The organism is Polymorphospora sp. NPDC051019, from assembly GCF_040683055.1.
In the GTDB taxonomy this organism is placed as follows: Bacteria; Actinomycetota; Actinomycetes; order Mycobacteriales; family Micromonosporaceae; genus Polymorphospora; species Polymorphospora lycopeni.
In genome coordinates this window covers 168,283-194,458 of sequence record NZ_JBFBCH010000010.1, presented here as the reverse complement: position 1 = coordinate 194,458, position 26,176 = coordinate 168,283, and the positions used below count along the sequence as shown (strand labels likewise).

Annotated in this window: 20 protein-coding genes and 1 pseudogene; 8 read left to right on the top strand and 13 right to left on the bottom strand. The window is 73.0% G+C overall.

Annotated features, from left to right (window positions below):
* Nucleotides 1–116: 116 nt before the first annotated feature.
* Both AB0M79_RS19725 and AB0M79_RS19720 read left to right on the top strand, forming a co-directional pair.
* Nucleotides 117–1,466 (top strand): annotated as a pseudogene (locus AB0M79_RS19725) (VTT domain-containing protein); the annotation flags it as partial.
* A gap of 448 nt (nt 1,467–1,914) precedes the next feature.
* Nucleotides 1,915–2,760 carry a lytic transglycosylase domain-containing protein gene (locus AB0M79_RS19720; protein ID WP_364215405.1) on the top strand — a complete coding sequence of 282 codons (846 nt, stop codon included), beginning with the start codon at nt 1,915–1,917 and terminating at the stop codon, nt 2,758–2,760.
* A 54-nt stretch (nt 2,761–2,814) separates the two neighbouring features.
* On the opposite strand, the gene AB0M79_RS19715 is transcribed toward AB0M79_RS19720, so the two are convergent.
* Nucleotides 2,815–4,959 (bottom strand): MMPL family transporter, encoded by a 2,145-nt coding sequence (locus AB0M79_RS19715; RefSeq protein WP_364215402.1) that lies wholly within the window; start codon nt 4,957–4,959, stop codon nt 2,815–2,817.
* Between the two features lie 130 nt (nt 4,960–5,089).
* Between AB0M79_RS19715 and AB0M79_RS19710 the strand changes: the two genes are divergently transcribed.
* The 6 genes from AB0M79_RS19710 to AB0M79_RS19685 all read left to right on the top strand — a co-directional run bounded on the left by AB0M79_RS19710 (nt 5,090) and on the right by AB0M79_RS19685 (nt 12,110).
* Nucleotides 5,090–5,644, top strand: coding sequence for a MarR family transcriptional regulator (locus AB0M79_RS19710; RefSeq protein ID WP_364215621.1), 555 nt, complete (start codon nt 5,090–5,092; stop codon nt 5,642–5,644).
* Nucleotides 5,644–7,287, top strand: coding sequence for a CocE/NonD family hydrolase (locus AB0M79_RS19705; protein WP_364215399.1), 1,644 nt, complete (start codon nt 5,644–5,646; stop codon nt 7,285–7,287). Before AB0M79_RS19710 ends, AB0M79_RS19705 begins: the two co-directional genes overlap by 1 nt.
* A 114-nt stretch (nt 7,288–7,401) precedes the next feature.
* Nucleotides 7,402–8,484 carry a sporangiospore maturation cell wall hydrolase GsmA gene (gene gsmA / locus AB0M79_RS19700; protein WP_364215396.1) on the top strand — a complete coding sequence of 361 codons (1,083 nt, stop codon included), beginning with the start codon at nt 7,402–7,404 and terminating at the stop codon, nt 8,482–8,484.
* A 229-nt stretch (nt 8,485–8,713) separates the two neighbouring features.
* Nucleotides 8,714–10,972 (top strand): UvrD-helicase domain-containing protein, encoded by a 2,259-nt coding sequence (locus AB0M79_RS19695; protein ID WP_364215618.1) that lies wholly within the window; start codon nt 8,714–8,716, stop codon nt 10,970–10,972.
* Between the two features lie 51 nt (nt 10,973–11,023).
* A complete protein-coding gene (locus tag AB0M79_RS19690) occupies nt 11,024–11,530 on the top strand; it encodes a hypothetical protein (RefSeq protein WP_364215393.1) in 507 nt (168 codons plus the stop codon).
* A gap of 49 nt (nt 11,531–11,579) precedes the next feature.
* Complete coding sequence (locus tag AB0M79_RS19685; protein ID WP_364215390.1) at nt 11,580–12,110, top strand: hypothetical protein; 531 nt, start codon at nt 11,580–11,582, stop codon at nt 12,108–12,110.
* Nucleotides 12,111–12,246: 136 nt separating this feature from the next.
* On the opposite strand, the gene AB0M79_RS19680 is transcribed toward AB0M79_RS19685, so the two are convergent.
* The 12 genes from AB0M79_RS19680 to AB0M79_RS19625 form a co-directional block, all read right to left on the bottom strand.
* Nucleotides 12,247–13,011 (bottom strand): AIM24 family protein, encoded by a 765-nt coding sequence (locus tag AB0M79_RS19680; RefSeq protein ID WP_364215387.1) that lies wholly within the window; start codon nt 13,009–13,011, stop codon nt 12,247–12,249.
* A 39-nt stretch (nt 13,012–13,050) separates the two neighbouring features.
* The gene (locus AB0M79_RS19675; RefSeq protein ID WP_357540869.1) at nt 13,051–13,728 is read right to left on the bottom strand and encodes an AIM24 family protein; all 678 of its coding nucleotides are present in this window, start codon (nt 13,726–13,728) and stop codon (nt 13,051–13,053) included.
* A gap of 10 nt (nt 13,729–13,738) precedes the next feature.
* Nucleotides 13,739–15,340, bottom strand: a complete 1,602-nt coding sequence (locus tag AB0M79_RS19670; protein WP_364215383.1) for a TerD family protein — start codon at nt 15,338–15,340, stop codon at nt 13,739–13,741.
* Nucleotides 15,341–15,512: 172 nt separating this feature from the next.
* Nucleotides 15,513–17,282 carry a TerD family protein gene (locus AB0M79_RS19665; protein ID WP_364215381.1) on the bottom strand — a complete coding sequence of 590 codons (1,770 nt, stop codon included), beginning with the start codon at nt 17,280–17,282 and terminating at the stop codon, nt 15,513–15,515.
* A 41-nt stretch (nt 17,283–17,323) separates the two neighbouring features.
* Nucleotides 17,324–18,730 (bottom strand): TerD family protein, encoded by a 1,407-nt coding sequence (locus AB0M79_RS19660; RefSeq protein ID WP_364215378.1) that lies wholly within the window; start codon nt 18,728–18,730, stop codon nt 17,324–17,326.
* Nucleotides 18,731–18,748: 18 nt separating this feature from the next.
* Entirely contained in the window at nt 18,749–19,582 is an 834-nt protein-coding gene (locus AB0M79_RS19655; protein ID WP_364215375.1) for a hypothetical protein, read from the bottom strand.
* Nucleotides 19,579–20,715 (bottom strand): cysteine protease StiP family protein, encoded by a 1,137-nt coding sequence (locus AB0M79_RS19650; protein WP_364215373.1) that lies wholly within the window; start codon nt 20,713–20,715, stop codon nt 19,579–19,581. Before AB0M79_RS19650 ends, AB0M79_RS19655 begins: the two co-directional genes overlap by 4 nt.
* Nucleotides 20,712–22,154 (bottom strand): phosphoribosyltransferase family protein, encoded by a 1,443-nt coding sequence (locus AB0M79_RS19645; protein ID WP_364215370.1) that lies wholly within the window; start codon nt 22,152–22,154, stop codon nt 20,712–20,714. The genes AB0M79_RS19650 and AB0M79_RS19645 overlap by 4 nt, the downstream gene beginning before the upstream one ends.
* The gene (locus AB0M79_RS19640) at nt 22,151–23,344 is read right to left on the bottom strand and encodes an HpcH/HpaI aldolase/citrate lyase family protein (protein ID WP_364215367.1); all 1,194 of its coding nucleotides are present in this window, start codon (nt 23,342–23,344) and stop codon (nt 22,151–22,153) included. The genes AB0M79_RS19645 and AB0M79_RS19640 overlap by 4 nt, the downstream gene beginning before the upstream one ends.
* 106 nt (nt 23,345–23,450) lie before the next feature.
* Nucleotides 23,451–24,035 carry a TerD family protein gene (locus AB0M79_RS19635; protein WP_364215364.1) on the bottom strand — a complete coding sequence of 195 codons (585 nt, stop codon included), beginning with the start codon at nt 24,033–24,035 and terminating at the stop codon, nt 23,451–23,453.
* Between the two features lie 28 nt (nt 24,036–24,063).
* Complete coding sequence (locus tag AB0M79_RS19630; protein WP_364215361.1) at nt 24,064–25,260, bottom strand: DUF475 domain-containing protein; 1,197 nt, start codon at nt 25,258–25,260, stop codon at nt 24,064–24,066.
* 188 nt (nt 25,261–25,448) lie between these two features.
* Nucleotides 25,449–26,024 carry a TerD family protein gene (locus AB0M79_RS19625; protein WP_364215358.1) on the bottom strand — a complete coding sequence of 192 codons (576 nt, stop codon included), beginning with the start codon at nt 26,022–26,024 and terminating at the stop codon, nt 25,449–25,451.
* Nucleotides 26,025–26,176 lie beyond the last annotated feature (152 nt).

Sequence of the window (26,176 nt, the reverse complement as noted above, 5' to 3'; positions counted from 1 at the left end):
CTCGCCCGTCGCCGGCCCCCGTCGGGGTCACCCTGAGGTGGCCCGGATCTCCACGCAAATCGCTGCCTGTCGCCGTCCGGCGGCTGGCATGCTGACGTTCGTGGCGGGGGAGCGACATGCATGACCTGTTGATGCGGTTGGCCGACCTGCCGCCCGGGTTGATCTACGTGGTCGCGGCGGCCCTCGTGATGGGCGAGACCGCGCTGCTCCTCGGCCTTTTCGTGCCGGCGGAGGGGACGCTCCTGCTGGTCGGGTTCCTGGCGTACACCGGGACGCTGCGGCTCGGCCCGACGCTGCTGATCATGATCACCGCGGCGGCCGTCGGTGACGCGTTGGCGTTCCGGGCCGGCCGGCGGTACGGGCCACGGCTGCGGGCCGGCGGATTCGGTGCCCGGGTCGGCGAGGAGCGGTGGGCCCGGGCCGACCGGATGCTGGGCCGGATGGGTGGTCGCGGCATCGCCGGGGCGCGGTGGGTGGCGTTCGCCCGCACGCTTCTGCCCCGGCTCGCCGGCAGCACCGGCATGCGCTACCGGCGGTTCGCGCCGTGGAACCTCCTCGGGGTGGTGAGCTGGGTCGGCGGCTCGATCGTGGTCGGCTATCTGGCGGGGGAGTCGTACGCGGCGGTCTCGCACTACCTGGGCCGCGCCACCGCGGCGGTGCTGCTGATGCTGGTCTCGGTCGTCGCGATCGTGCTCGCCGGCCGGTGGCTGGGCCGCAACCCCGATCCCGTACGCGCGCTGCTGGCGCGGGCCGGCCGGCTGCCGGTGCTGCGGTGGGTGGTGCACCGGTACGGCGCCCTGTTCACCGGGCTGTCGGCGCGGGTCGGTGCCGGTTGGGCACTGGTGGCCAACCTTGCCGCCGGCCTGGTGCTGCTGTTCAGCGGCGGCCTGGTGCTGGCCTGGGCGGTGTCGACGGTGGTCGACGGGAGCGGGCTGTCCGCCGTGGACACCGCGATCGCCGGCTGGTTCGCCGGGCAGCGCACCGACGGCGCGGTCGAGGTGGCGCACACGGCGATCGGCGCGTTGCGGGGATCGCTGCTGATCGCGGTGGTCGGGATGCTGGCGCTGGCACACGGTTGGCGTACCCGGGCCTGGCGCGACGACCTGGTCGGCGTGGTCGGTACGGTCGGCGCGTTCGTGCCACCGGTCCTGGTCGCGCTGGTGGCCGACCTGACCATCCTGGACGAGTCGTCGGCGGGCGGCCCGCTGCCGGCGGCGCTGCTGCCCGGCCAGAACGCGGTGGCGTCGGCGAGCCTGTGCACGCTGGCGTGGCTGCTGTCGCGGCGGGCGCGTTGGCCGGTGGCGGTGGCGGCGTGGACCGGGGCCGCGGTCGGGGTGGTGACGGTCGCGGGTGCCCGGCTCTACGTCGGCTGGAGCACCGCGAGCGAGACGGTGACGTCGGTGCTGCTCGGGGTCCTGTGGACGGCGGTGTTCATGATCGCCTGGGCGACCCGGGACCGGGCCGTGCGGAAGCCGGACGGGGCGACCGGCACCGAACCAGCCGGCACCGGGGCGGTCGGCATCGCATCAGCCGGCGCCGGACCAGCCGGCAGCGGTGGGCCGGTGGCGGACGGGCGGTCGGCGGGCGACACGGGGCCGGTGGCGGCCGGTGGCCGGGCCGACGGGGACCGGCCGGCGGTCGGTGCCGCGGGCCTGGAGCAGGCCGGTCCGGAGGCGGGCGGCGGCCGGGCGAACGCGGGTACCTACCGGCCGCGACGGGCGGCGGGCCTGGTCTGACCGGGTCGCCCGAGGCGGCGTCCAGTTTGCCCGGGCGGGTCCCGTCCAAGGTCAACCGCTGTTATGGTGCGTCCCGCGCCGGTCCCCACCTGCCACGACCTGCGCGGCTCGTCGCTCGTGCGACTGGCCGCCGGTCGGCGGGGCCCGGTGTCCGGACCGACACGGGAGGGGACGTCCGATGCGGACACGGGCACGCCGGACAGTGGTGGTGCTGGTCGCAGCCGTGCTGGCGGTCGCCGGTTGCGGCGACGCCGGTGGCGACCTGGCCGGGGACGGGATGGCCGACGTGGTGGCCCCGGTGGTCGAGGCCACCGGCACGCCGACGCCGTCGCCGACCCCGCCACCGCCGCACGTGCAGGGGCTCGGTGCCGCCCCCACGCCCAGTGCCAGCCCGACGCCGGGCGCCACCCCGTCGGCCCGGCCGAAACCGACCCGCAAGCCGCCGGTCGAGGCCAAGCTGCCGCCGGCCGTACCGGCGCCGGCCCCCAGCGGCTGCAAGCCGAAGTACGTGGGCACGCAGGCCACCCGGGCCCAGGCGAAGGCGGCGCTGACCGAGGCGGCGGGGCGGACGTACTGGCCGACGTCGGCGCCGGGCATCCGGGTGCCGGTCAACCTGGTGAAGGCCGTCGCGTGGCAGGAGAGCGGCTGGCAGTCCAACATCATCGCGTGTGACGGCGGGATCGGCCTGATGCAGGTGATGCCGGACACCGCGGCGTACGTCAACATGCGGTTCGAGAAGAACTACGACGTCGACGACTACCGGGACAACGCGACGCTGGGCGCGAACTACCTGGCCTGGCTGATCAAGTACTTCGGCGACGTCTACTTCGGGGGCGACTACACGCTGACGTACGACGGGGAGTGCGCCAGCCACACCGCGCCGTGCCTGGTCAACGCGGTGTTGGCGGCGTACAACTTCGGCTACGGGAAGGTCGACACCGCCGACGGGCTGGTGATACCGAACCCGCGCTACGTCGAGAACGTCCGGTGGTTGACGACCGGATGCGAGTGCCTGGCGTTCTAGCCGCCGCCCGCCGCCGCCGGTGTCATGATGCGGCGCGGCGGCGGGCCGGACCGGTCAGTCGGTCTTGGCGCGGGCCAGGGCGCTCGGCCACCAGAAGCGGCGGCCGACGGTGACGGCGATGGCCGGCACCAGCAGGGTGCGGACGAGCAGGGTGTCGAGCAGCACGCCGAGGCCGACGATGATCCCGAGTTCGGTGAGGGTGACCAGGGGCAGCACGCCGAGCACGGCGAACACGGCCGCGAGCAGGATGCCGGCGCTGGTGATGACGCCGCCGGTGACGGCCAGCGAGGTCAGCATGCCCTTGCGGGTGCCGAGGGTGAACGCCTCCTCGCGGGCGCGGGTGGCGAGGAAGATGTTGTAGTCGACGCCGAGCGCGACCAGGAACAGGAACGCCAGCAGGGGCACCGAGGTGTCCAGGGCGGCGTAGTCGAGGACGTTGGTGAACAGGAAGTTGCCGGCGCCCAGGGCCGCGAAGTAGGTCGCGACGACGGTGGTGACCAGCACCAGCGGGGCGACCAGTGAGCGCAGCAGCACGATCAGGACGAGCAGGACGACGACGAGCACCAGCGGTACGACGACCTTGAGGTCGCGGATGGCGGCGTCGCGGGTGTCGAGGTTGCTCGCCACGGTGCCGCCGACGAGCGCGTCGGCGTCGGGTACGTCGTCGACGCGCTCGCGCAGGTCGCGGATCGTGTCGAAACTGGCGGTGCTGTCCGGTTCGGCCTCCAGCACGACGTCGATGGCGACGAGGTCGGCGGTGCGTTCGGCGACGCGGGCGCTGGCGACGCCGGGGGTGTCCTGGACGGTGGTGAGGAGTGGCTGCTCGCTGCCGGCGTTGCCGATGACGCTGGTCGGGTCGGCGGAGCCGGCGGGGAAGTGCCGGGCGAGGGTGTCGAGGCCGTCGATCGACTCGGCCTGGACCCGGAACTGTTCGGTGCGGCTGAGGCCGAGCCGGGCGTCGCTGAGGCCGAGGGCGAGGAGGGCGAGCACGGCCAGGGAGCCGGCGAGCACGGCGCGCGGGCGGCGGGCGACGAGGCCGCCGACCCGGGCCCAGATGCCGGAGCGGGCGGGGTCGGCCTGCCCGGCGCGGGGCACGAACGGCCAGAAGAGGCGACGACCGCAGACGGACAGCGCGGCGGGCAGCACCACCAGGCCGTACGCGGCGGCGACGGCGAGCCCGACCGCGCCGGCGACGCCGATCGCCCGGTCGTTGCCGAGTACGGCGGTGAGCAGGGTGAGCAGGCTCAGGCAGACGGTGGTGGCGCTGGCGGCGATGGCCGGTCCGGCCGACGACAGCGAGCGGCGCATCGCCTCGCGCCGGTCGTCGACGCGGCGCAGTTCCTCTCGGTAGCGGGCGATCAGCAGTAGGGCGTAGTTGGTGCCGGCGCCGAAGACGAGGACGTCGACGATACCGGTGGTCGACGGGTCGATCGGCAGTTCGATCGCCCGGCTGAGCATGGCGATCAGGCCGTTGGTGACCACGTCGGCGGTGCCGACGACGGCCAGCGGTACGAGCCACAGCCAGGGGCTGCGGTAGGTGACGATCAGCAGCAGGGCGACGACGACGACGGTGACCAGCAGCAGCCGGAAGTTGGCGCCGTCGAACGAGGAGGCGATGTCGGCGGTGAATCCGGCGCCGCCGCTGACCTGCGCGGTCGCCCCGGCGGGCAGGCCGTCGGCGGCGGTGGCGCGCAGCCGTTCGACGGTGGCGATCGTGGTGTCGGTGTCGAGGTCGGCGGGCAGTGGTACGGCGAGCAGGGCGGCCGCCCGGTCGGGGGAGTAGACCGGTGGGGAGACCTGGCCGCCGGTGGCCTCGGCGGCGAACGCGGCGGCGTCGGCGGCGATGGCGGCCTCGTCGGCGGCGGTCAGTGGCTGCCCGCCGCGGGAGTAGACCACCAGGGCCGGGTTGAGTTGGCCGCTGGGCAGTTGCCGCTGGAGTTCGGCGACCCGGACGGACTCGGCCGTGTCGGGCAGCGCGGCCGTCGGGTCGGTGCTCTCGTAGGCCTGGCCGCCGCCGAGGACGACGGCGGCGGAGAACACGGCCGCGACGAGGAGCACGACCCAGGCGCTCCACCGGCCGCTGACGATCGCGCCGATCCGGCCGCCGATCCTGGTCGGCCGGTGGTCGCCGGCGGGGTCGGCCGGGCCGGCGTCGGTTTCGGTGTCCGTCCGGCCGGAGGTGACCTGTCGCGGTGTCATCCACATCTCCCGATAAACATACTTGTCGACAACCAAGTATCTCGACGATCGAGATTATCGACGCCTCCGGTAGAGTGCAAATCAGGCGAGGCAAGGCACGGAAAGGCGGACAACCTCGGTGACGCACGGCATGTACCGGCCGCGTGACACGCGGCGCGAAGCGCTCACCGCCGACATCGCCGTCGACCTGCGCCGGCTCACCATCGACTCCGAGCACGTCGGGCACGCCTTCGCCAACCTGCACGGGCTCGGCGCCACCGACCTCCAGGCCCTGATCGCGATCATGGACGCGGAGCGGGAGGACAACCCGATCACCCCGGGCCGGCTGGGCGAGCACCTCAACCTGTCGTCCGGCTCGGTCACCGCCCTCATCGACCGGCTGGAACGCGCCGGCCACATCCGCCGCGACCGGGACACCGTCGACCGGCGCAAGGTCTTCCTCCGCTACGCCGACCGGGGCGCCCGCGTCGCCATGGACTTCTTCCGCCCGCTCGGCTGGCGCACCGAGGGCGTGATGGCCGGCTACACCGACGACGAGCTGACGGTCGTGCACCGGTTCATGCGGGACATGGCGGCGATGATGCGCCAGCACCGCGACGACGTACGGGCCGGTCGGCCCACCGGCCCGGCACCCGGGGGCGACGCGCCGGACCGGGCCGCCCCGGTCGGCCGGCCGCCGGACTGATGTTCGCCGCGCTGGCGGCCGGGCTCGCCGCCCGCCTCCTGCGACTGCCCCCGGCGCGCACCCGCCGGGTGGTCCGCCGGGCCGGCCTGCGGGTCCGGGCCCGTGACGGGGTCAAGCTCCTCACCGACCACTACGCCCCCGACCTGCCGGCCGCGCCCACCGTGCTGATCCGGACCCCGTACGGGCGGGGCCTGCCGATGCGGGTGCTCGGCCGGCTGCTGGCCGGGCAGGGCTTCCACGTGGTGATCCAGTCGTGCCGGGGCACGTTCGGCTCCGGCGGGGTGTTCGAGCCGTTCGCCGACGAGCGCGCCGACGGCCTGGACACCGTCGACTGGCTGCGCCGGCAGCGCTGGTACTCGGGCGGGTTCGGCATGTTCGGCGCCAGCTACCAGGGCTTCGTGCAGTGGGCGCTGGCCCCGGACGCCGGCCCCGACCTGCGCGCGATGGTCGCCGTCGTCGCCGCGTCGACCAGCCGCGAATCGACGTACGCCGGCGGGGCCTTCTCGCTCGACAGCGTGCTGACCTGGGTGGAGCTGATCCAGGCGCAGCGGGTGCCGTGGCTGGCCCGGCAGGTCGAGCTGAAGCGCGGCCAGCCGGGGCTGGTCGCCGGGCTGGCCCACCTGCCGCTGGCCGAGGCCGACCGGATCGCCACCGGCGCGGCGGTGCCGTTCTTCCAGGACTGGCTGCGGCACCACCGGCCGCGGGCGGCGTACTGGCGCGCCCGGGTCTTCGACGCCCGGATCACCGAGGTCACCGCCCCGGTCGGCATGATCACCGGCTGGCACGACATCTTCCTGCCGGCCCAACTGGCCGACTACGCGCGGCTGCGGGCGGCGGGCCGGCGGCCCTACCTGACGGTCGGGCCGTGGACGCACGGCAGCCCGGGGCTGCTCGCGGCGTCCGTACGCGAGGGGGCGGCCTGGCTGCGGGCGCACCTGGCCGGTGACGCCGTCGGTCTGCGCACGGCACCGGTACGCGTCCACGTCGGCGGCGGCGCGGGCTGGCGTGACCTGCCACGGTGGCCGCCGCCGGCGGTGCCGGTGGCCTGGCACCTGCAACCCGGCGGCGGCCTGGACCCGGCGCCGCCGCCGCCGTCGAGCCCGGACCGGTTCCGCTACGACCCGACCGATCCGACGCCGTCGCTGGGCGGCCCGTTGCTCGTCGCCCAGCGGGCCGGGACGGTCGACAACCGTGACCTGGAGGCCCGCCCGGACGTGCTGACCTACACCGGTGCGCCGCTGCGCGCGCCGGTCGAGGTGGTCGGCCCGGTCGCGGCGGAGATCCGGGTACGCAGCGAACTGCCCTACTTCGACGTCTTCGTCCGACTGTGTGACGTGGACCGGCGCGGGCGCTCCCGGAACGTGTGCGACGGCCTGGTCCGGGTGGTGCCGGACGGCTTCCCGACGTCGGTCGACGGGGTGGTGGCCGTGCCGGTGGCGATGTGGCCGGTCGCGCACCGGTTCGCCGCCGGCCACCGGCTGCGGGTGCAGGTCAGTGGGGGTGCGCATCCGCGCTACGCCCGCAACCCCGGCACCGGCGAGCCGCTGGGTACGGCGGTCACGCTGCGGGCCGGCGACCGCGAGATCCACCACGATCCGACCCATCCGTCGGCGATCCTGCTCCCCGTCGTAGAACAGGGCTGATCTACCACTTTCAGGTGTCTGGTTCACCATTTCCACACCTGTAACAAAACCGACAAATAGCCTGCCGTGTCAGGTGTCGGTAGCCGCGCCGTCGCCCGTACGAAAGGGGACGACGTGCGCGTCGCGACCACGACCACGGTGCTCATCGCCGGCCTGTCGGCCATTCTCGCCGCCCCCGTGCCGGCCGTCGCCCGGGCCGCCGAACCGGCCGCGACCGTACGCGCCGACGGCTCGCTCAACGTCCGTGCCGGCGCCTCGACCGCCGACCGACGCGTCGGCACGCTGCGCGACGGCACCCGGATCACCGTCACCTGCCAGGTGTACGGCGAACTCGTCACCGGCACCCAGGGCCGGTCGGCGCACTGGAACCTGCTGTCCAGCGGCCGGTACGTCGCCGACGCCTACATCCGCTGGACCCCGTCGCGGCCCGCCGTGGCCTGGTGCGGCGGCAACCGGGCGGCCGTGGCCACGGCGCGCACCGGCGGCGGGCCGCTCAACGTGCGCGCCGGCGCCGGCACCGGTCACGCCCGCGTCGGCACCGTCGCCGACGGCAGCCGGCTCACCGTGGAATGCCAGACCTGGGGCCAGACGGTCACCGGGGCGGTACGGCGCAGCTCCGCCTGGAACCGGCTGGCCGGTGGCCGGTTCGTCGCCGACGCGTACGTCGCCTGGAACCCCGCCGCGTCGAACCTGCCGTGGTGCGGCCAGGCGCCGCCGACCGTGCCGACCGCCGACCGCAACCGCTTCATCCAGCGGATCGCCGAGCCGGCCCGGGCCGGCTTCCGCCAGTACAAGGTGCCGGCCTCGGTCACCATCGCCCAGGCGATCCAGGAATCCGGCTGGGGCGGCAGCGGCCTGACCCGCCGCGACCACAACTACTTCGGGATCAAGTGCTTCGGCGCCCCTGGCCCGATCGCGGTCGGCTGCCGGTCGTACGCGACCACCGAGTGCGAGGGCACCCGCTGCTACGGCACCACCGCCAGCTTCCGCGCCTACCGCGACGCGGCCGGTTCGTTCGCCGACCACGGCCGCTTCCTCAGGGACAACAGCCGGTACCGGCCCGCGTTCGCGTACAGCGACAACCCGGACCGGTTCGCCGCCGAGATCCACAAGGCCGGGTACGCCACCTCGCCGACGTACGCGACGAACCTGATCAGGCTGATGAAGCAGTACGACCTTTACCGCTACGACCGGTGAGCGGCGCCGCCGGGGCCGGGAACCGGCACCGGGCGCGGAAGACGGCGGGTGGGGTGCGGTGAGGGCCGCCCACCCGCTATTCTCCTATGTTCGGGAAAACAAAAGAATCGCATGTGAAATGCGATTCTCTGGGGATTTTATCGAACAGGGAGACAATTTGTCAATCTCGTCCAGGGCCGCCGCCGACCAGCGCACCGACGAGGTCGACCGCGAGCAGGCGCACGTGTCGATGCTCTACCGACGGCTCGACGCGATGCGCGATCATGCCACGAAACGGCTGGCCAGGGCCTTGCGTGAAACCGGCGGTACGCCCCAGGCCCGGTCCCAGCGCGACAGCGCCACCGCGATGTACCGCGAGCAGGTGGCGCAGTTCGACGCGGTGGAAAACGGGCTCTGTTTCGGCCGACTCGATTTCGACGACGACCGCACCGCGCACGTCGGTCGGATCGGGATATTCGACGAGAGCCACGGCCACCGGCCGCTGCTGCTCGACTGGCGGTCGGACGCCGCCCGGCCGTTCTATCTCGCCACCGCCGCCGCCCCGCACGGCGTGACCCGCCGCCGGCACATCCGCACCAACGACCGCACCGTGGTCCACCTCGACGACGAGGTGCTCGACCTCACCGCCGCCGACCCCACCGGCAGCACCGGACTGGCCGGCGAGGCGACCCTGTTCGCCGCGCTCGGCGCCGGCCGCACCGGACGGATGCGCGACATCGTCGAGACGATCCAGGCCGAACAGGACCGGATCATCCGTTCCGACGTCGCCGGCCTGCTCGTCGTCCAGGGCGGCCCCGGCACCGGCAAGACCGCCGTCGCCCTGCACCGGGTCGCCTACCTGCTCTACACCCACCGCCGGGAACTCTCCACCCGTGCCGTACTCGTCGTCGGGCCCAACCCGACCTTCCTCAACTACATCTCCCAGGTGCTGCCGTCGCTGGCGGAGACCGGCGTGCTGCTGCGCACCCCCGGCGACCTGTTCCCCGGGGTGACCGCCCGCCGCGACGAGCCCGCCGAGGTGGCCGAGATCAAGGGGCGGCCGGTGATGGTCGACGTCCTCGCCGCGGCCGTCGCCGACCGGCAGCGGCTGCCCGACGAGCCCATCGAGATCAACGTCGAGCAGGACACCCTGCGGCTCGACCCGGCGACCATCGCCGACGCCCGGACCCGCGCCCGCCGCTCCGGCAAGCTGCACAACCTCGCCCGGCCGCTGTTCGACACCGAGATCATCCACGCCCTCGCCGCCCAGCTCGCCGCGAAGATCGGCGCCGACCCGCTCGGCGGCGACAACCTGCTCGACGAGGCCGACGTCGCCGAGATCCGGCGCGAACTGCGCCGCGAACCCGAAGTGCTCGCCACACTCGACTGGCTGTGGCCGATCCTCAGCCCGCAGCAACTCGTCGCCGGCCTGTTCGCCTCCGACGCCCGCCTCGCCGCGGCCGCCCCGCAACTCACCACCGTCGAGCGGGAGCTGCTGCGCCGCGAACCGCGCGGCGGCTGGTCACCGGCTGATGTGCCACTGCTCGACGAGGCCGCCGAACTCCTCGGCGAGGACGCCACCGTCGAGGCCGTGCTCGCCGAACGCGAACGGCAACGCCAGATCGAGTACGCCGAGGGCGCCCTGGAGATCGCGATGGGCTCCCGTTCGATCGACGTCGAGGACGAGGCCGAACCCGAGCTGCTCGCCGCCACCGACCTGCTCGACGCCGACCTGCTCGCCGACCGGCACGAGTACGGCGACCAGCTGACCGCCGCCCAGCGTGCCGCCGCCGACCGCCGGTGGGCGTTCGGGCACATCGTCGTCGACGAGGCCCAGGAACTGTCCCCGATGGCCTGGCGGCTGCTGATGCGCCGCACACCGAACCGGTCGATGACCGTCGTCGGCGACGTCGCCCAGACCGGGGACCTCGGCGGCACCTCGTCGTGGGCACAGGTCTTCGAGCCGTACGTGGCGGACCGCTGGCGGCTCGCCGAACTCGAGGTCAACTACCGCACCCCGGCCGAGATCATGTCGGTCGCCGCGCGGCTGCTCGCCGACATCGACCCCACGCTGACCCCACCCCGGTCCGTACGCGAGACCGGCGTACCGCCGTGGGCCAGCCGTACCGCCCCGGGTGAACTGCCCGCCCGGCTCGCCGACGTGGTGACCCGGGAGGCGGACGACGTCGCCGACGGCCGTCTCGGCGTGATCGTGCCCGCCGCGCGGCTGGCCGAGCTGGGGCGGGCGGTCGCCTCGGCGGTCCCGGACGCGGCGGTCGGTGACCGGTCCGACCTGGTCAACCGGGTTGTCGTGCTGACCGTACGGCAGGCCAAGGGGCTGGAGTTCGACTCGGTCGTCGTCGTCGAGCCGGCCGAGATCGCCGCCGAGTCGCCCCGTGGCGACAGCGACCTCTACGTGGCGCTGACCCGGGCCACCCGCCGGCTCGGCGTCGTCCACAGCGGAGAGTTGCCGGCCGCCCTCGCGGACCTGGCCGATCGGCCGACCTGATCACCCGATGTCCCGACCGGATCGGTATGGCGTACGCCGTACGGTGGATCCATGGTGGACTGGGCGGTGGCCGTCGGTGTGGTGGGTGTCGTCGGGGCGGTGGGTGTCCTCGGCGTGGCCGCCGCCATCGGTCGGGCCCGGGCGGCCGGCCGGCGCAAGGACCTGGTCGGCGGCGCGCTGCGGGACCGGCGGCCGGCCGATCCGGCCCGGTCGGACGATCCGCCGGTGCGGGAGATGCCGGCCGAGGCCGAGGTGATCGCCGAGATCGCCGAACTGCTCGATCGGGGCAAGCGGCGCCAGGCGACCTATGTGCTGCGCGGGCACACCGGCATGGCGGGCGCCGACGCCAAGCGGCTGGTCGACGAGATCGGGGCGGGCCGGCACCCGGCCACCTGGCCGGTCCGGACGCCGGTCGTCGGGGCCGACTGGGAGTTCGACCCGTTCATCGTCGACCGGGCGTTCGCCCTCAAGAAGCGGGGCCGTGAGGCCGACGCCGTACGGCTGCTCTGCGAGCGGCTCGGCGCGCCGCTGGCCGAGGCGACCAAGCTCGTCCGTTGAGCGCCGGCGGGCCGGCGGTGGGCTGGCAACCCGCCGGTAGCGTGGGGCCATGGAATGGTTCGGGGCCCTTGGCGCGATCGTGGTCGTACTGGTGATCTGTGTGATCGTGTTCGTCGCCGCCCGCTCCCGCCGTCGCGGTGCCGACCTGGTCGGCGGCGCCCTGGCCGGGCGGGCGCGGTACGGCGCCGGACCGGCCGGCGGCAAGGGCACCGGTGTCGTCGCCGGACCCGAGGGGATCGAAGGTCTCGACCGTCTCGACGCCACGGACCGGGCGCTGGTCGCCGAGATCCTGGAGTTGCTCGGCCGGAACCGGAAGATCCACGCGATCAAGGTCCTGCGGATGCGGCGCCCGATGGGCCTGGCCGAGGCGAAGCAGGTGGTCGAGCAGATCGGGGCGGGCCGGGTGCCGGCGCGCTGGCCGGGCCAGCCGCCCCGGTTGCCGGAGGTCGCCGACCGGTCCGTTGTCGACCGGGCCACCGACCTGAAGCGTCAGGGCCGGCTGATCGAGGCGGTCAAGTTGGTCCGCGCCGAGACGGGCCTGTCCCTGCGCGAGGCCAAGGACATGGTCGACGTCCTCTGACCCGACCCTCGCGTCACCGGGCCTCTAGCCGCGATCTTGCACTTGTCGCCCGACAAATCCGGCGAACGGGGGAGACAACTGCAAGATCGCGGGGGATCGGGGGCGGGGGGGCGCGAAGCGCCCCCCGCCCCCGATCTCAGCGGCCGCCGAAGAAGTTGTTGCCGGCCATGCCACCCTGGCCCATGCCGAAGCGGCCGGCCATGTCGGTGCCGGCGAGCGCGTTGTACGGCGGCATCAGCTCCGCCGGCTGCACGACCACCATGCCCTCGCCGCTGAACTGCATCTGCCAGCTCTCGCCGGTGTTGCCCCGAGGGCGCCACACCGACGACGAGGTGACCGCCGCCTGCATGCTGACCTGGAGGCTCGACGACCAGGCGATCACCGCGTCGGCGTCGGCGAAGTAGTAGTTGCTGGGCGTCACCCGCATCACCAGCGGTTCGCCGGTGGTGGTGACGGCGACCTTGCCGTGCCCGGTCAGTTCGATGTTGTACGCCCCGGCGCTGGCGATGTTCACCTGCGACTCGATGCGGACCACGTCCCACCGCAACTGCTTCTCGAACGCGAGCACGTTCTCGCCGTCGACGGTCAGCCCGTCACCGGTCAGGTCGAGGATGTGGATGTCCTGCGCCTGGTTGGCCAGGAAGACGCTCCCGGAGCCGGACACCTTCATCAGGTTGAGGCCCTCGCCGGTCATGTAGCGCGAGATGTGGGCGCCCCAGTGCTCGTGGTGCCCGTCGAAGTTGACGCCGCCCTGGTAGGCGATCATCGCGCCCTTGCGGGCGAAGAACTCCGTCATCCCGCTCTGCTGGCCGAGGTTGGCCTTGAGCATCTTGGTGTTCTGGAGCACGAACTTGTCGGTGCCGCCGACTTCGGTGTTGGTCAGCAGGCTGCTCTGGTACATGTCGTCTTCTCCTTCGCCGTATCCCGCTACCGCTGACCGTCAGCCCCGGGCCGAGAAGTTGGGGCGCTCGTCCTCGCTCGGCTGGACCATGACGAAGCCCTGCCCGGAGAACCCCAACTGGAACGCCTCGCCGGAGCCGCGCCCGAAGAGACCGCCCAGCCGGGCGGTGCGCCGCGGCTGGACGCTGAGCCCCTCGGTGAAGGCCACCAGCGCGTCGGTGTCGACGAAGGTCGGCGCCTCCCGGGTGTCGAGGACCACCGGGGTGCCCTTGCTGGTCAGTGCCACCCAGCCGTGGCCGCGCAGCACGACGTTGAACATGCCCATGCCGGACAGCATGCTGACGCCCTTCACCCGCTCGATGCCCCACTGGAGGGAGGCGTCGAAGGCGAGGATGTTCTTGCCGTTGACGCTGAGCGCCTCGCCGGCCAGTTGCAGGACGACCACGTCCTTGCCGTAGTCGGCCAGGTAGAGCTCGCCCTGGCCGGTCGCGACCATCAGCGGTACGCCCTCACCGGTCGCCCAGGAGCGCGCCATCTGGCCCATCTGCGGCGGGTTGGGGTTGAAGTCGATCAGACCCTCGTACGCCACCATCGAGCCGGCGCGGGCCATCAGGTCCTGCCCGGGAGCCATCATCACCTTGGCCATCTTGTAGCCGTGGGTGCTCATCCGGTCCCGGATCTGCGTCTGCCCATAGTGCTGGAGCAACGGACTCTGCACGGCGAACCCCTCAGACCTCGTACGGCTGGACTACGACAAAGTGGCCCTGGAGGCCCATGAACTGCAGCGCGACCGACTCGCCGCTGGCACCCGGGTAGATCTCGCGGGAGATCCGTACCTGGGTGGACACCGACACCCGCATCCCCGCCGTCCAGGCGACGACCGCGTTCATGTCGGCGAAGGTCGGGCCCTGGCACTGCAGGGTCAGCGGCGTGCCCTTGGTCATCACCACGACCGTGCCCTGGCCGGACACCACCAGGTGGAACATCCCGCCGCCGGGGATGCCGGGGCTCTCGATGCGCTGCACCTGGGTCTGGAGGCTGGCGTCGAAGGCCAGCACGTTGTTGGCGTTGACGCACAGCGAGTGGCCCTGCAACTCGACGATGTGCAGGTCGGCGGCGTCCTCGGCGAGGAACACCTCGCCCTGGCCCTTGCAGGTCATCAGCTTCAGGCCCTGCCCGGTCGCGGCGTTCTCGAAGAACGCCTTGAGCCCGCCGGAGCCCTTGTAGGCGAACTCGATGTCGCCCTGGTAGGCGACCATCGAGCCGCGCCGGGCGTACGCCTCCGGGCCCAGCGTCACCTTGACCAGCTTCTTGTTCTGCTGGGTCCACCGGCCGGTGGTCGGCGTCTCCCGGTATTTCTGCAGGCTGACCATGACGCCGGGCTGCACCGGCTGGGCCTGCGACGGCAGTCCGGAGCCGAACTGGCCGGGCGCCTGCGGGTAGCCGGGCTGCTGCTGCGGGTGCCCCTGCTGCGGCGGGAAGCCCTGCTGCGGCGGGTAGCCCGGCTGCTGCTGCTGGGGAAAACCGGGCTGCTGGGGCGGGAAGCCGGGCTGCTGGGGCGGGTGGCCCGGCTGCTGCGGCGGCGGGAAGCTCTGCCCGGGCTGCTGGCCGTAGCCGGGCGGGGGCGGCGGAGGCGGCGGCGGGGTGAAGCCGGTGTGCGCCGGGGCGGCGTGCTGCTGCGGCGGCACCGGCGGCGGCGCGAACGACGGCGCTGCCTGCTGGGGCGGCGGGGCGAAGCCGGGCGACGGCTGCTGCTGCGGCGGCGCGAACGACGGCGGGGCCGCCGGGGGCGCGGCCGGCTCGTCGTCGACCTCGCCGCCGTACGAGCGGATCAGGTCGGCGAGCCCGCCGGCGAAGCCCTGGCCGACCGCGCCGACCCGCCAGACGCCCTTGCGGTAGAGGTCGGTGATGATGATGGCCCGCTCGGTGCCGAAGTCGGCGCCGGTGAAGCTGTAGCGCAGCACCTCCTGGCCGCCGGCGACGAGCCGCAGGTAGCCGGACTGGATCTGGCTGGCGCTGCCGGAGCCCTCGATCGCCGCGCAGAACGACAGCTTGTGGATCTTGTCGGGGACCTGGTCGAGGGTCACCCGGAACGAGTCGGTGTCACCCGACTGCTCGCCCAGCTTCTGGATCGCACCCTCGGGCGACTTCGGCTGGTTGAAGAAGATGAAGTAGGAGTCGTCGGAGAGCTTGTCGGCGGCGTCCAGCCCGAAACACGAAATGTCCCAGGTCAGGCCCGGTGAGACCAGTTGGATACCGACGTATAGGTCGGTTCCCGCGGTCAGTGCCGACAATGGGCTCTTCTGACCCCGCGTGAATGCCTGAGACACGTGATCCCCTCAGCTACGACGTGGTGTTCCTGATGAAGTTAGCGCCGTTCGGCAAGTCGCGGCGAACCGGCCGGTCCGGCCACGCTGCCCGGCGGTGTCGCCGGATCGACCGGCGTCGACCAGGGGCGGGAACCGTCGTCCCCGGCCGGTCGTCCCGGCCCCGGGCGGCGGTTCACCGTCCACCGGCCAGGCGGTCGAGTACGGCGTCGAGCGCCGTACCCGATCCGACCGGGTCCGGGGTGAAAGTCCACGACAGCCCGACCCACGGGTCGCCGACGTGGTCGTCGGGCACGGCCGGTAGCCGCGACATCGACCGCCACAGCGCGGACACCAGCGGCCCGAGCGTCGACGAGTCGGCGGGGTCGGCGACCAGCAGCAGGTTCACCCCGACATCCGGGCCGTCGTTGATCAGGTACTGGATCTGCGCGATCGACCGCTCGTCGAAGCCGTACGGGAAGTCGTGCAGCACCAGCAGCCGGCGGCCGCCGTCGACCAGCCCCGGCGGCAGCGCCGTCTCGCCCGAACGCATCGCCATCTGGATCAGGTCGACCCGGGAGACCAGGTTGTCGAGCAGTTCGGCCAGTTCGCCCGGAGTGGTCGCCGGTGGTCCGGCCAGCGCGTCGCCACGCAGGCCACGTACGGCGGCACCGCCACCCGCCAGGTCGGCGACCGAGACGCTGAGCTTGCCGGCCGGGTGGGCGGCGAGCAGCCGGGCGATGACCGAACGGGCCAGCGCGGTCGCCGTCGACCGGTCGGTGCCGGCCGCGTCGATCCACAGTGGCCTCGCCAGCGGGAGCCGGAACAACAGCGGAATCCGCAGGTCGGGGTCCTCGGGCAGGTGCAGTTCACCGACCCGCAGCGCCACCGCCAGCTCCGTCGGCGGCTGCCAGCCCCGCCAGACCGGACTGTCCCAGCGGGCCATCGTCGCCGGGAGGACACCGTCGAGCTGGCGCAGCTCGGTGCCGAGCTGCGCCGCGTCCCGCCGGTGGTCGGCGGTCGCCCGGGCCACCAGTTCGTCGTGCCGGCGGTCGGCCGCCGCCCGGGCGGCCGCGGTCTCCGGCGAGTTGCGGGCACGCGGGTCGTCGAGCAGCCGGCCGACCTCGTCGTCGCGGCGCTGCTCGGCGTATTCGGTCGCCGACCGCAGCGCCGAGGTGCTGCGGGCGGCGTCCTCGAAGATGCTCCACACCTGCTGGTAGAGCCGTTCCGGGGGCAGCCCGCCGGCCGCTTGCGGCGCCGGCTGCGGCGGCTTGGCCCGGTCGGTCGGCCACGGCCGCGCCGGCTGGGCGGGCACCGCCGCCGGGCGCGCGGATGGCGTCGGTGGCTGGGCGGGTGGCGCCGGTGGCTGGGCGGGCGGCGCGGGTGGTTGCCCCGCCGGCGCACCGGTGCCGGCCGCGACCGGGCTGGCGGTGGTCGCGGATACGGGCACCGCCGGCGCCGGCTCCTCGTCCACCTCCACGCCGCACACCGCCACCAGCTCGGCCAGCCCGCCGGCGTAGCCCTGGCCGACGGCCCGGATCTTCCAGCCGCCGGCCCGGCGGTAGATCTCCCAGGCGATGACCGCCCGTTCGGTGTCGAGGCCGGTGACGACGAACGTCGCCATCACCGCCCCGTCGGCGCCGGCGATCCCGGCGACCGGTGCCGGGCCGGCACCGAACGCCGGCGCCGAGCCGTCGACACTGACGGCCACCAGCACCTTGCCCACCTCGGCCGGTACGGCGGCCAGGTCGACCTCGACGCACGCCGGCCGGCCGGCGGCGGGCCGGCACGACACCCCCGGCCCGTCCGGCTGGTTGTAGAACACGAAGTCGGCGTCGGTGCGTACCCGGCCACTGTCGGTGAGCAGCAACGCCGACAGGTCGGCCGGCCCCGGAGTCTCCACGGTCACGCGGAGCCGGGCCACGGTCAGGGGAGCGTTCTGTCCCTTGACGAGGACCTGTGCCATCACTCTCTCCTCGGTGGCGATCTAGCGGGTGCCCGCCACGGTCACAGGAAACGTCCCAGCATGGGGATCAGCTCCAGGGGCTGGCGGCCCTGGACCGGCTCGCCGATGGCCATCATCTTCCAGACGCCACCCTCGCGGTAGACCTTGGCCATCACCATGCCGGTGGTGCCGACACCGCCCGAGAGCGTATAGCGGGCCAGCTCCTGGCGGGTCGTCTCGTCGACGAGCCGACAGAACGCCGCCTCGACCTGCTCGAAGGTGTGCCCCTGGTACGACGTGACCACGAACAGCACCGTCGTGACGTGGGCGGGCACCCGGGCCAGGTCCACGATGATCGACTCGTCGTCGCCGTCACCGTCGCCGGTGCGGTTGTCGCCGGTGTGCGCGATCGACCCGTCCTTGCTGCGCAGCTGGTTGTAGAAGGCGATGTCGACCGGCTGCTGGTCGGCGAACAGGATCGCCGACGCGTCGAGGTCGACGTCGATCTCCCGGCTGCCGAACAGGCCGCGCCGCTTGATCGGGTCCCAGCCGAGGCCCATCCGCACCAGGGTGAGCTGGACGCCGTTCTCCTTGCGCAGCGACACCCGCTCGCCCTTGGACAGGCTGACCGGGGCACCCGGGCGGCCCAGCGTCTTCTCCATCGAGATCGGGGCGGCGGCCGGCGGCTGCGGGGCCGCGGGTGCCGGTGGCTGCGGGGCGGGCGGCTGCGGCGCCGGGGGTGCCGGCGGCGGGGGCGGCGGCGCGGCCTGCGGCGCCGGGGCGTACTGCGGCGCGGGTGCGGCCGGCGGCGGCGTGTACTGCGGCGCGGGCGGCGCGCTCGGCGGTGGCGGCGGGGGGGCCTGGGTGACCGGCGGTGGCGGCGGCGGGGCCTGGGTCACCGGCGGCGGGGGCGGCGGCGCGGCCTGCGGGGCCGGCGCGGGTGCCGCCGCGGCGGGCGCGGGCGCCCCGTCGACCACGACGCCGTGGTCCTGGATCAGGTCGGCGAGGCCACCGGCGTAGCCCTGCCCGACCGCCCGGACCTTCCATGCCCCGGCCCGCCGGTAGAGCTCCAGCGCGATGACGATGCTCTCCGTGGCGAGGCCGGTGACGGCGTAGTTGACCAGTTCGGCGCCGGCCGCGTCGTAGACCCGGGCGGTCGGCGGCGCCACCTGGCCGAACCGCTGGCCCTGCCCGTCGACGCTGACGACGATCCGGACCTTGTCCACGTCGGCCGGCACCGCGCCGGTGTCGACCGAGACCTCCCACGGCTGGCCGGGTGAAGGCTGCCGGCAGGAGACCCCCGGCCCGTTCGGCTGGTTGTAGAAGACGAAATCGGCGTCGGAACGTACCTTGCCGTTCGCCGCGACCAGCAGCGCGGACAGGTCGGTCGGGCAGGCGACCTCGACCACGACCCGTACCTGGGGCGCGGTCAGGGCGGTGTTCTGCCCCTTGACCAGGGCGGTGGACATCTTCGTCTCCTCGTGGTGTCAGCGGGACGCGGTGGACGTCGGCCGGTCGATGGTCTGTTCGCCGTACCACCGCACGATCTCGTCGCCGGCGGCGGCGCCGGCGGACGCGGTGGTGCGGCAGTGCGGCGCGGTGAATCCGGTCAGGTGCAGTTCGCCGTGCGCGGGCCGGATGGCCGCGTCGGCGGCCCGCAGCATATCGGCGTCGAGCAGCGAGTCGCCGCCGGCGACGACCCGGTCGGCGGCCAGCCGTTCGGCGACGTGGGCGACGGCGGCGGCCTTGTCCAGGCTGGACGGCAGCAGGTAGAGCTTGCGGCCCTGCAACGACACCCGCCAGCCGCAGGCGCCGGCCCACTCGCCGGCCTCGGCGGCGAAGTCCGGCAGCCACGCCTCGCGGGTCTCCACGGTCAGGTAGAGGAAGAAGTCCTCGACCGCGCGTACGGCGGCGAACCCGCGCCGGCCGTGCCAGTCGACGCCCTGCTGCCAGACCGCGTCGAACGTGGCCGCGGCGGCGGCCATGTTGCGGCGGACCTGCCGCTCCCAGACCGGGTCGGATTCGCCGTCGACGAGCAGCCGGGCCCCGTTGCAGACGATCGCCAGCGACGGTGCCCGGCCGGGCAGCCGCAGCCGCAGGTACTGCGGGACCGAACGGGTGGTGGCCGGCACCACCACGCCGGCCGCCGCCAGCTCGGCCCAGCGGGTTGTGGTGGCCGTCGTCATGTAGGCGTAGGTGCGGTCGCCGTCGATGTCGACCGGCACCAGGTCGGCCGGGTCGGGGCGGGTGGCGCCGGCCGCCATCGCGCGTTCGGAGAACAGCACGGTGCCGTCGAGGTCGGTGGCGATGACCGTGCTCACGACGCCACGTCCGTCCCGGCCGCGCCGCGCGGCCGGATCAGACCAACCGCCGAGTACGGCAGGTCGGCCACCTTCTCCACCGGCACGCCGCGCTGCTCGGCGAGCAGCAGTACGTGCCCGAGGTCGGCGACGGCGTCGGGGCGGATCAGCACCCGCCACGGCACCCGACGCAGCAACACCCGGGTCGTCTCGCCGACCCCGGGCTTGAGCAGGTTGACGTTGTCGAGGCCGTACTCGCGGGTCAGCCGGAGCGCGGTGTGCCAGCCGCTCCAGTCCGGGGTGCGGTCCGACGCGGCCAGGGCCGGCCAGTCGGCGGCGACCCGGTCGGCGACCGCCGGGAACCGCGCGGTGATCCGGTCGAGCAGCAGGTTGGAGACGTCGGCGTCGGCGAGGTGCCGGTAGAACTTCGCGCCGTGGAACTGGCCCGGCCCGATCAGCCGGTCGTTGAGCACGGTGCGCGACACCAGCCCGGACACCGTCGAGTTCAGGCACGCCGACGGGATCAGGAAGTCGTCGCGGGTGCCGAACACGGTCACGCAGTTGCCGGGGTCGGCGAGCACGGCCAGCGTCGGGTCGAAGACCAGGCCGTCCTGTTCGGCCAGCAGGTCGAGGGCCGCCCGCAGCTCCCGGGAGATCGCCCCCTTGCCGGTCCAGCCGTCGACGAACATCACCTGGGCCGGGTCGTGGTGCCGGGCCAGGTAGCGCATCGCCACCCGGTCGATGCCGCGGTCCCGCACGATCGACACGGTGTAGTGCGGCAGTGTGACGCCGTGGGCGTACCGGGCCCAGCGGCGCATCAGGATGCCGACCGGGGTACCGGCCCGGGCCAGCGACACCAGCACCGGCGCCTCCCGCTGCGCCAGCACCAGTTCGGTGACCACCCCGACCGCGTGCGCGACGCGGTCGGCGGATTCGGCCAGCGCGGCGTGGAACAGCTCCAGGTATTCCCCGGACGGCTGGTATTCGGTCGGCAGCGACTCGGCGTAGTGGGCGGCGCCGGACTGGATCCGCGCCTCCCGCTGCTCGACCGGGGCCTCCAACTCCACGTCCGACAGGTCGGTCAGCAGCCAGGTCACCTCGGCCGCGTCGTACGAGGAGAACGCCGGGCCGTGCAGCGGCGTGGGCAGGGTCATCGGGCTACCTCCTGTCCGGCCGGCGCCGTGGCGACCACCGGGACCAGATCGGGTACGACCGCGACGGTGACGCCGCCGCTGACCGCGCGCAGTGCCGCCACCAGCCCGTCGTCCTGCCACAGCCGCGGGGTGTCGGCGGTCCGGTCGACGACCAGCACGATCCGGTCGAACGGTTCGGCGGCATCTGGCGGCGCGACGTTGTAGACGTACCGGACGCCGTCGGTCTCGTGGTCGTGCGGAGGGAACGTCAGCGTGGTGCGGATCGCGTATCCGGGCTCGTCGACGGCGAGCACCGGCGAGCGGGTGGTGGAGGAGAACCGGACCGGGCCGCGTCGGGTCCGCGCCAGCCGGCAGGCCAGGGCGAGCGGGGCGTACATGAACTCCTCGGTGCCGAGCACGAGGATCCGGGCGTCGTCGGGGAACCCGGCGGCGACCTGTTCGGCGAGCCGGGACACCGCCCCGGCCAGGGCCGGCCGGTGCCGGGCGGCGAACCCGTGCCGGCCGCCGTCGGGCAGATCGGCTGGCCAGCCGGCGTCGACCCGTACGACGTCCGACGGCGCCCGGCGCGGTGCCGGCGACCGGCCGCCCGAACGGTGCGGGCCGGCCGGGGGCCGTCCGGTGTCGACGGCGTCGACCAGTGCGCGGCCGCGTTCGAGCACGTCGTCGGGGAGGACGACGCCACCGGCGGCCAGCGACACCACGTCGACCCGGGCCCCGAGTTCGGTGCCGAGTTCGGCGAGCATCCGCTGGTCGGGGCCGCCGCGCAGGTCGAGCAGGGTGGCGATGACGTAGTGCTCGCGGGGCCGTAGGGCGTGCAGGGCGCGGATCGTCGCCGCCGCGGTCCGCCCGGTGGACAGCTCGTCGTCGACGAGCAGGAGCGGGCCGGGCCGGTCGAGCCAGCCCGGGTCGGCCGGCAGCAGCAGGTGCTCGGTGGCGTGGCTGTGGGTCTCGTCGAAGCGGCCGAGCAGCGGCACGCCGGGCACCGGCCGGCGGGTGGAGTGCAGGTAGTCGGCGCCGGCGAAGACGTCGGCGACGACGTGGCCGAGGGCGGTGGCGGTCTCGGCGTATCCGACGACGAGGGGCGGCTCGGGCAGGTGCGCGACGCCGGCCGGCGGGATCCCGGCGCCGGGGGCCGGGGCACGGTCCGGTCCGGGTACGGCGTCGACGTCGGTCAGCTTCGCGCCGAGCAGTTCGGCGACCCGCCGGCCGAGCAACCAGCCCGCGGTGTAGACGGTCCGCGGGTCGACCGGGATGTGCTTGCCCAGCACCTCGGAGACGATCAGGTGGGCGCGGCGGGGGTTGCGCCGTACGGCCAGGCCGGCGAGGTCGGCCAGGCGCGGGGTGTCTGCCGGCGTACCGGGACCGGCGGTGTCGACGAGGCGGATGCCGAGACGTTCGGTGACCCAGGTCCCGGACCAGGTCGCATCGGTGCGGCTCAAGCGGCGAGCTCCGGCGGGCTGACGGTGGCGTCGAGGAAGTCGACGAAGCCCACCCCTTCGGCGGCCACGCCGAACACGCTGGCCCGCAGCAGGGTCTGCTCGGCCCACGGGCGGTGCGGCTTGACCTCGTTCATCTTGTTGCCGTAGAGGCTGCGCAGCACGCCACCGCCGAGGCCGCCGGCCGAGTCGTCGCAGATTGCCACCGCGTCACTGTATTCCTCGTGGCTGACAACACTGAGGGCGTGTACGGCCGCCGCGTGGCTCGGGTGGATGACGGTCTTGCCGTTGAGCCCGTTCGAGCGGTCGAGCAGCAGCTCCCGGATCAGGCCGTCGAGCGCCTGCCGGACGAGGTGGCGGCGCAGCAGCCGGCCGCTGTCGTCGTGGTCCTCGAACGGGGTGACCCGCAGTTGCGGCTTCAGGACCCGTTCGCCGCCGGAGAAGTACTCCCACACCGGGCCGGTCACGAGATAGCCGGTGCCGTCGCGGCGGGCCATGACGTTGATGATGTCGGTCAGCACCGAGGCGACGACGCCGATGTCCCAGGCGGTCAGTTCGGCCGGCCGGCGCAGGCCGTAGACGCTGCTCAGGTCGGTTGCGCCGACTCGTACGGCGAGGATCAGGTCGCGGTTGAGGTCGAGCAGGTGCCGGATCGCGAGCAGGGTGCCCTGCCGCGTCTCGGCGTGTGCGATCTCGGGGGTCTCCAGCACCGGCATGGCGTACAGCGGGCGGCCGGTGGCCCTGGCGACGTCGCGTACGGCGCGCAGCCCGGCCTGCCCGGAGTCGTCGGCGCGGAACTTGGGCAGGACGAAGCCGCTGAGCACCCCGAGGTCGTCGCCGAGCCGTTCGGCGAGCCGGTAGATCTGGTCGGGGTGGCGGACCCGGACGAAGAGCAGCGGGCCGTCGGGGCGTTGCTGCGCCACCTGCCGTAGCTGCCGGGGAAGGTTGATCTCGGCCGCGTCGACCTCGTCGTCGCGGATGGCGTCCTCGAGGCAGCACACCATGCTCATCACGCCCTCGGCGTGGCACCGGGCGATGTCGGAGGCGAGCTGGGGGCGTACGGCGGGGGAGTAGAGGGTGGCGCCGAGGGCGAGGGCCAGCCGCTCGGGCGGGGAGTCGCGGGCGAAGTCGGTCGGGGGGCGGTGGAACAGTGTGTCCGCCGCACCCCCGACCAGGTGGGAGAAGTAGCGCATTGCTGTCCTTTCTTCTCTTCCCGGGACGGGGGCGCGGCGCGCCACGTGGTGATGGGTGGCCCGCCGGCGGGTGGTGCCGGCGGGTGGTGCGGATCGACCCGGGCGATCAGCCCAGGTTGGCGGCCACCAGGGGCATGAGTTCCTGGAACGTGCGGCCGCTGCCGGGGGCGCCGATGGCGGTGAGCGCCCAGCCGGCGCCCTGGCGGTTGACCCGGGCCATCACCAGCGCCGTGTGGGTGCCGGATCCGGTCAGGGTGAAGCGGGCCAGCTCGCTGCCGTTGGTCTCGTCGACCACCCGGCAGTAGGCGTTGGCGACCCGGGAGAAGTCCTCGCCGGTGAACGAGTTGACGGTGAAGACCAGGGTCTGCACCGCGGCGGGCACCTGACCCAGTTCGACGATGATCGACTCGTCGTCGCCGTCGCCCTCGCCGGTGGTGTTGTCACCGGTGTGGACGATCGAGTTGTCCTTGCTGCGCAGTTGCCGCCACCACACCTGGTCGAGCAGCCGACCCGAGCCGTCGAGCAGCAGGCACGACGCGTCGAGGTCGATGCCCCCGCCGCCGCCGCGCAGCTTGCCGAAGAATCCCTTGGCGGGTGCGGCGTCCCAGCCCAGGCCCATCCGGATCCGGGTCAGGGTGCCACCGGGCTTCTCGAGTGAGACCCGCTGCCCTTTGGTCAATTGCACTGCCATGGTGCTGCTCCCTGCGTTGGTGTGTCCGTCAGACCTTCGCGAGTTCGGAACCCGACCGGTCGGAGCCGGCGCCGGCGCGGCGGTTGCGAATCACCGAGCTGGCGAACGAGGCGAGGATGAAGGCGAGGCCGATGAGGCCGGTGAAGATCTCGTTGATGTGGATGTTGATGGTCAGGATCAGGATCGTGGCCAGCGCGCCGATCGCCCAGTGCGCACCGTGTTCCAGATAGACGTACTCGGCCAACGTCCCCTTGTTGACCAGGTAAACGGTGATCGAACGGACGAAGAAGGCACCGACGCCGAGGCCGGCGACGATGATGAAGATGTTCGAGGTGATCGCGAACGCGCCGACGACGCCGTCGAAGCTGAACGACGCGTCGAGGACCTCGAGGTAGAGGAACAGGAAGAACGCGGCCTTGCCGACGGCGACGGTGACCGGCTGTCCGCCCTTGGTCTCGGTCTTGGTCTTGGCGTCGGCCGCGACGGCCTCGGCCACCGCGTTGGTCGCCGGTACGCCGGGCGCGGTCGTCGGGTTCTTCGCGTCCTTCGACCCGTCCGCGTCCTCGGACTCGTGGGTGACGTTCTCGACCAGGTTCTCACCGGCCGACTCGAACAGTTCGCCGAGACCCTTGACCAGCAGGTAGGTCACCAGACCGTAGAGGCCGGAGGTGAGCACGGTCGCCGCGTTGTCGCCGGCCAGCAGTTCGCCGGCGGCCAGCAGCACGGCGAGACCGACGACGACCGACAGGTGGTCGAGCCGGCCGAGCTTGGCCAGCACCGCCTCGATCGGCTTGATCCACTTGATCTCGCGGTCCTCGAACATGAAGTCGAGGAAGATCATCAGCAGGAAGATGCCGCCGAACGCCGCGATGGCGGGGTGCGCCTCCTCCAGCGCGTGCTGGTAGTCGTCGGGCGAGTCGATGGCCAGCTGGAAGGCCTCGATCGGGCCGAGGCCGGCGGTGAACGTCACCAGCAGCACCGGGAAGACCAGCCGCATACCGAAGACGGCGATGGCGATACCGACGGTGAGGAAGATCTTCTGCCAGAACCGCGACATGCGTTGCAGCACGCTGGCGTTGATGACGGCGTTGTCGAACGAGAGGGAGACCTCCAGCACGATCAGCACCGCGACCAGGACCAACGCGGTAGGGCCACCGAACCAGGCTGCGGCGATCAGAGTCGCCACAGTGATCGCCAGGGACCAGAAGAAGGTACGTAAGAACACGTGGCGCTCCGAATGGACAGTTGTCAGAGGATGTCGATGTGCTGGTGGAGATCGTTCGATGGACCGGTTGAAGATCGTCCGGCGGGAGGTCTCGAAGTGGTGTCGTTCACACGGCCGCGGGCCGCCCGTCCGGTTGGAAGGACGACCCGCGGAGTGAAGGTGCAGGCGGCTGGCTGCGCCGCCGGTTGTCAGACGTTGACGCCGAAGTCCTGCGCGATGCCCCGCAGGCCGGAAGCATAGCCCTGGCCGACGGCCCGGAACTTCCACTCGGCGTCACGACGGTAGAGCTCGCCGAACACCATGGCCGTCTCGGTGGAGGCGTCCTCGGAGAGGTCGTAACGGGCCAGCTCCTCGCCGCCGGCCTGGTTGACCACCCGGATGAAGGCGTTGGCGACCTGGCCGAACGACTGGCTGCGGCCCTCGGCGTCGTAGATCGACACGGTGAACGTGATCTTGTCGACGTCGCCGGGCACGCCGGCGAGGTTGACGTTGATCTGCTCGTCGTCGCCGTCGCCCTCACCGGTGAGGTTGTCACCGAGGTGCTGCACCGACCCGTCGGGCGAGGTCAGGTTGTTGAAGAAGATGAAGTGCTGGTCCGAAACCGCCTTGCCCGAGGCGTTGCAAATGATGGCGCTGGCGTCGAGGTCGAAATCGGTGCCGGTGGTGGTGCGTACGTCCCAGCCCAGACCGACCGTGACGGCCGTCAGACCCGGGGCCTGCTTGGTGAGGCTGACGTTGCCACCCTTGCTGAGGCTGACTCCCACGAACTCCTCCAACTCGCTGCACGGCGGGACGATCCCGCGAATGAACTTGTGGCCGGGCCGTAGCCCGTACCAGCGTGTAATACCACTGTGAGGCCGGGTCTCCCGGCTGCCTCACCGAGCGTCGCAGACCGACGCAACACGTGACGCACCCT

Excerpts from the sequence above, each read along its gene's own strand:
- AB0M79_RS19720 (WP_364215405.1), top strand. The coding sequence starts at position 1,915 with ATGCGGACACGGGCACGCCGGACAGTGGTGGTGCTGGTCGCAGCCGTG.
- AB0M79_RS19715 (WP_364215402.1), bottom strand. The coding sequence starts at position 4,959 with ATGACACCGCGACAGGTCACCTCCGGCCGGACGGACACCGAAACCGAC.
- AB0M79_RS19710 (WP_364215621.1), top strand. The coding sequence starts at position 5,090 with ATGTACCGGCCGCGTGACACGCGGCGCGAAGCGCTCACCGCCGACATC.
- AB0M79_RS19705 (WP_364215399.1), top strand. The coding sequence starts at position 5,644 with ATGTTCGCCGCGCTGGCGGCCGGGCTCGCCGCCCGCCTCCTGCGACTG.
- AB0M79_RS19695 (WP_364215618.1), top strand. The coding sequence starts at position 8,714 with ATGCTCTACCGACGGCTCGACGCGATGCGCGATCATGCCACGAAACGG.
- AB0M79_RS19690 (WP_364215393.1), top strand. The coding sequence starts at position 11,024 with ATGGTGGACTGGGCGGTGGCCGTCGGTGTGGTGGGTGTCGTCGGGGCG.
- AB0M79_RS19685 (WP_364215390.1), top strand. The coding sequence starts at position 11,580 with ATGGAATGGTTCGGGGCCCTTGGCGCGATCGTGGTCGTACTGGTGATC.
- AB0M79_RS19680 (WP_364215387.1), bottom strand. The coding sequence starts at position 13,011 with ATGTACCAGAGCAGCCTGCTGACCAACACCGAAGTCGGCGGCACCGAC.
- AB0M79_RS19665 (WP_364215381.1), bottom strand. The coding sequence starts at position 17,282 with ATGGCACAGGTCCTCGTCAAGGGACAGAACGCTCCCCTGACCGTGGCC.
- AB0M79_RS19660 (WP_364215378.1), bottom strand. The coding sequence starts at position 18,730 with ATGTCCACCGCCCTGGTCAAGGGGCAGAACACCGCCCTGACCGCGCCC.
- AB0M79_RS19650 (WP_364215373.1), bottom strand. The coding sequence starts at position 20,715 with ATGACCCTGCCCACGCCGCTGCACGGCCCGGCGTTCTCCTCGTACGAC.
- AB0M79_RS19640 (WP_364215367.1), bottom strand. The coding sequence starts at position 23,344 with ATGCGCTACTTCTCCCACCTGGTCGGGGGTGCGGCGGACACACTGTTC.
- AB0M79_RS19635 (WP_364215364.1), bottom strand. The coding sequence starts at position 24,035 with ATGGCAGTGCAATTGACCAAAGGGCAGCGGGTCTCACTCGAGAAGCCC.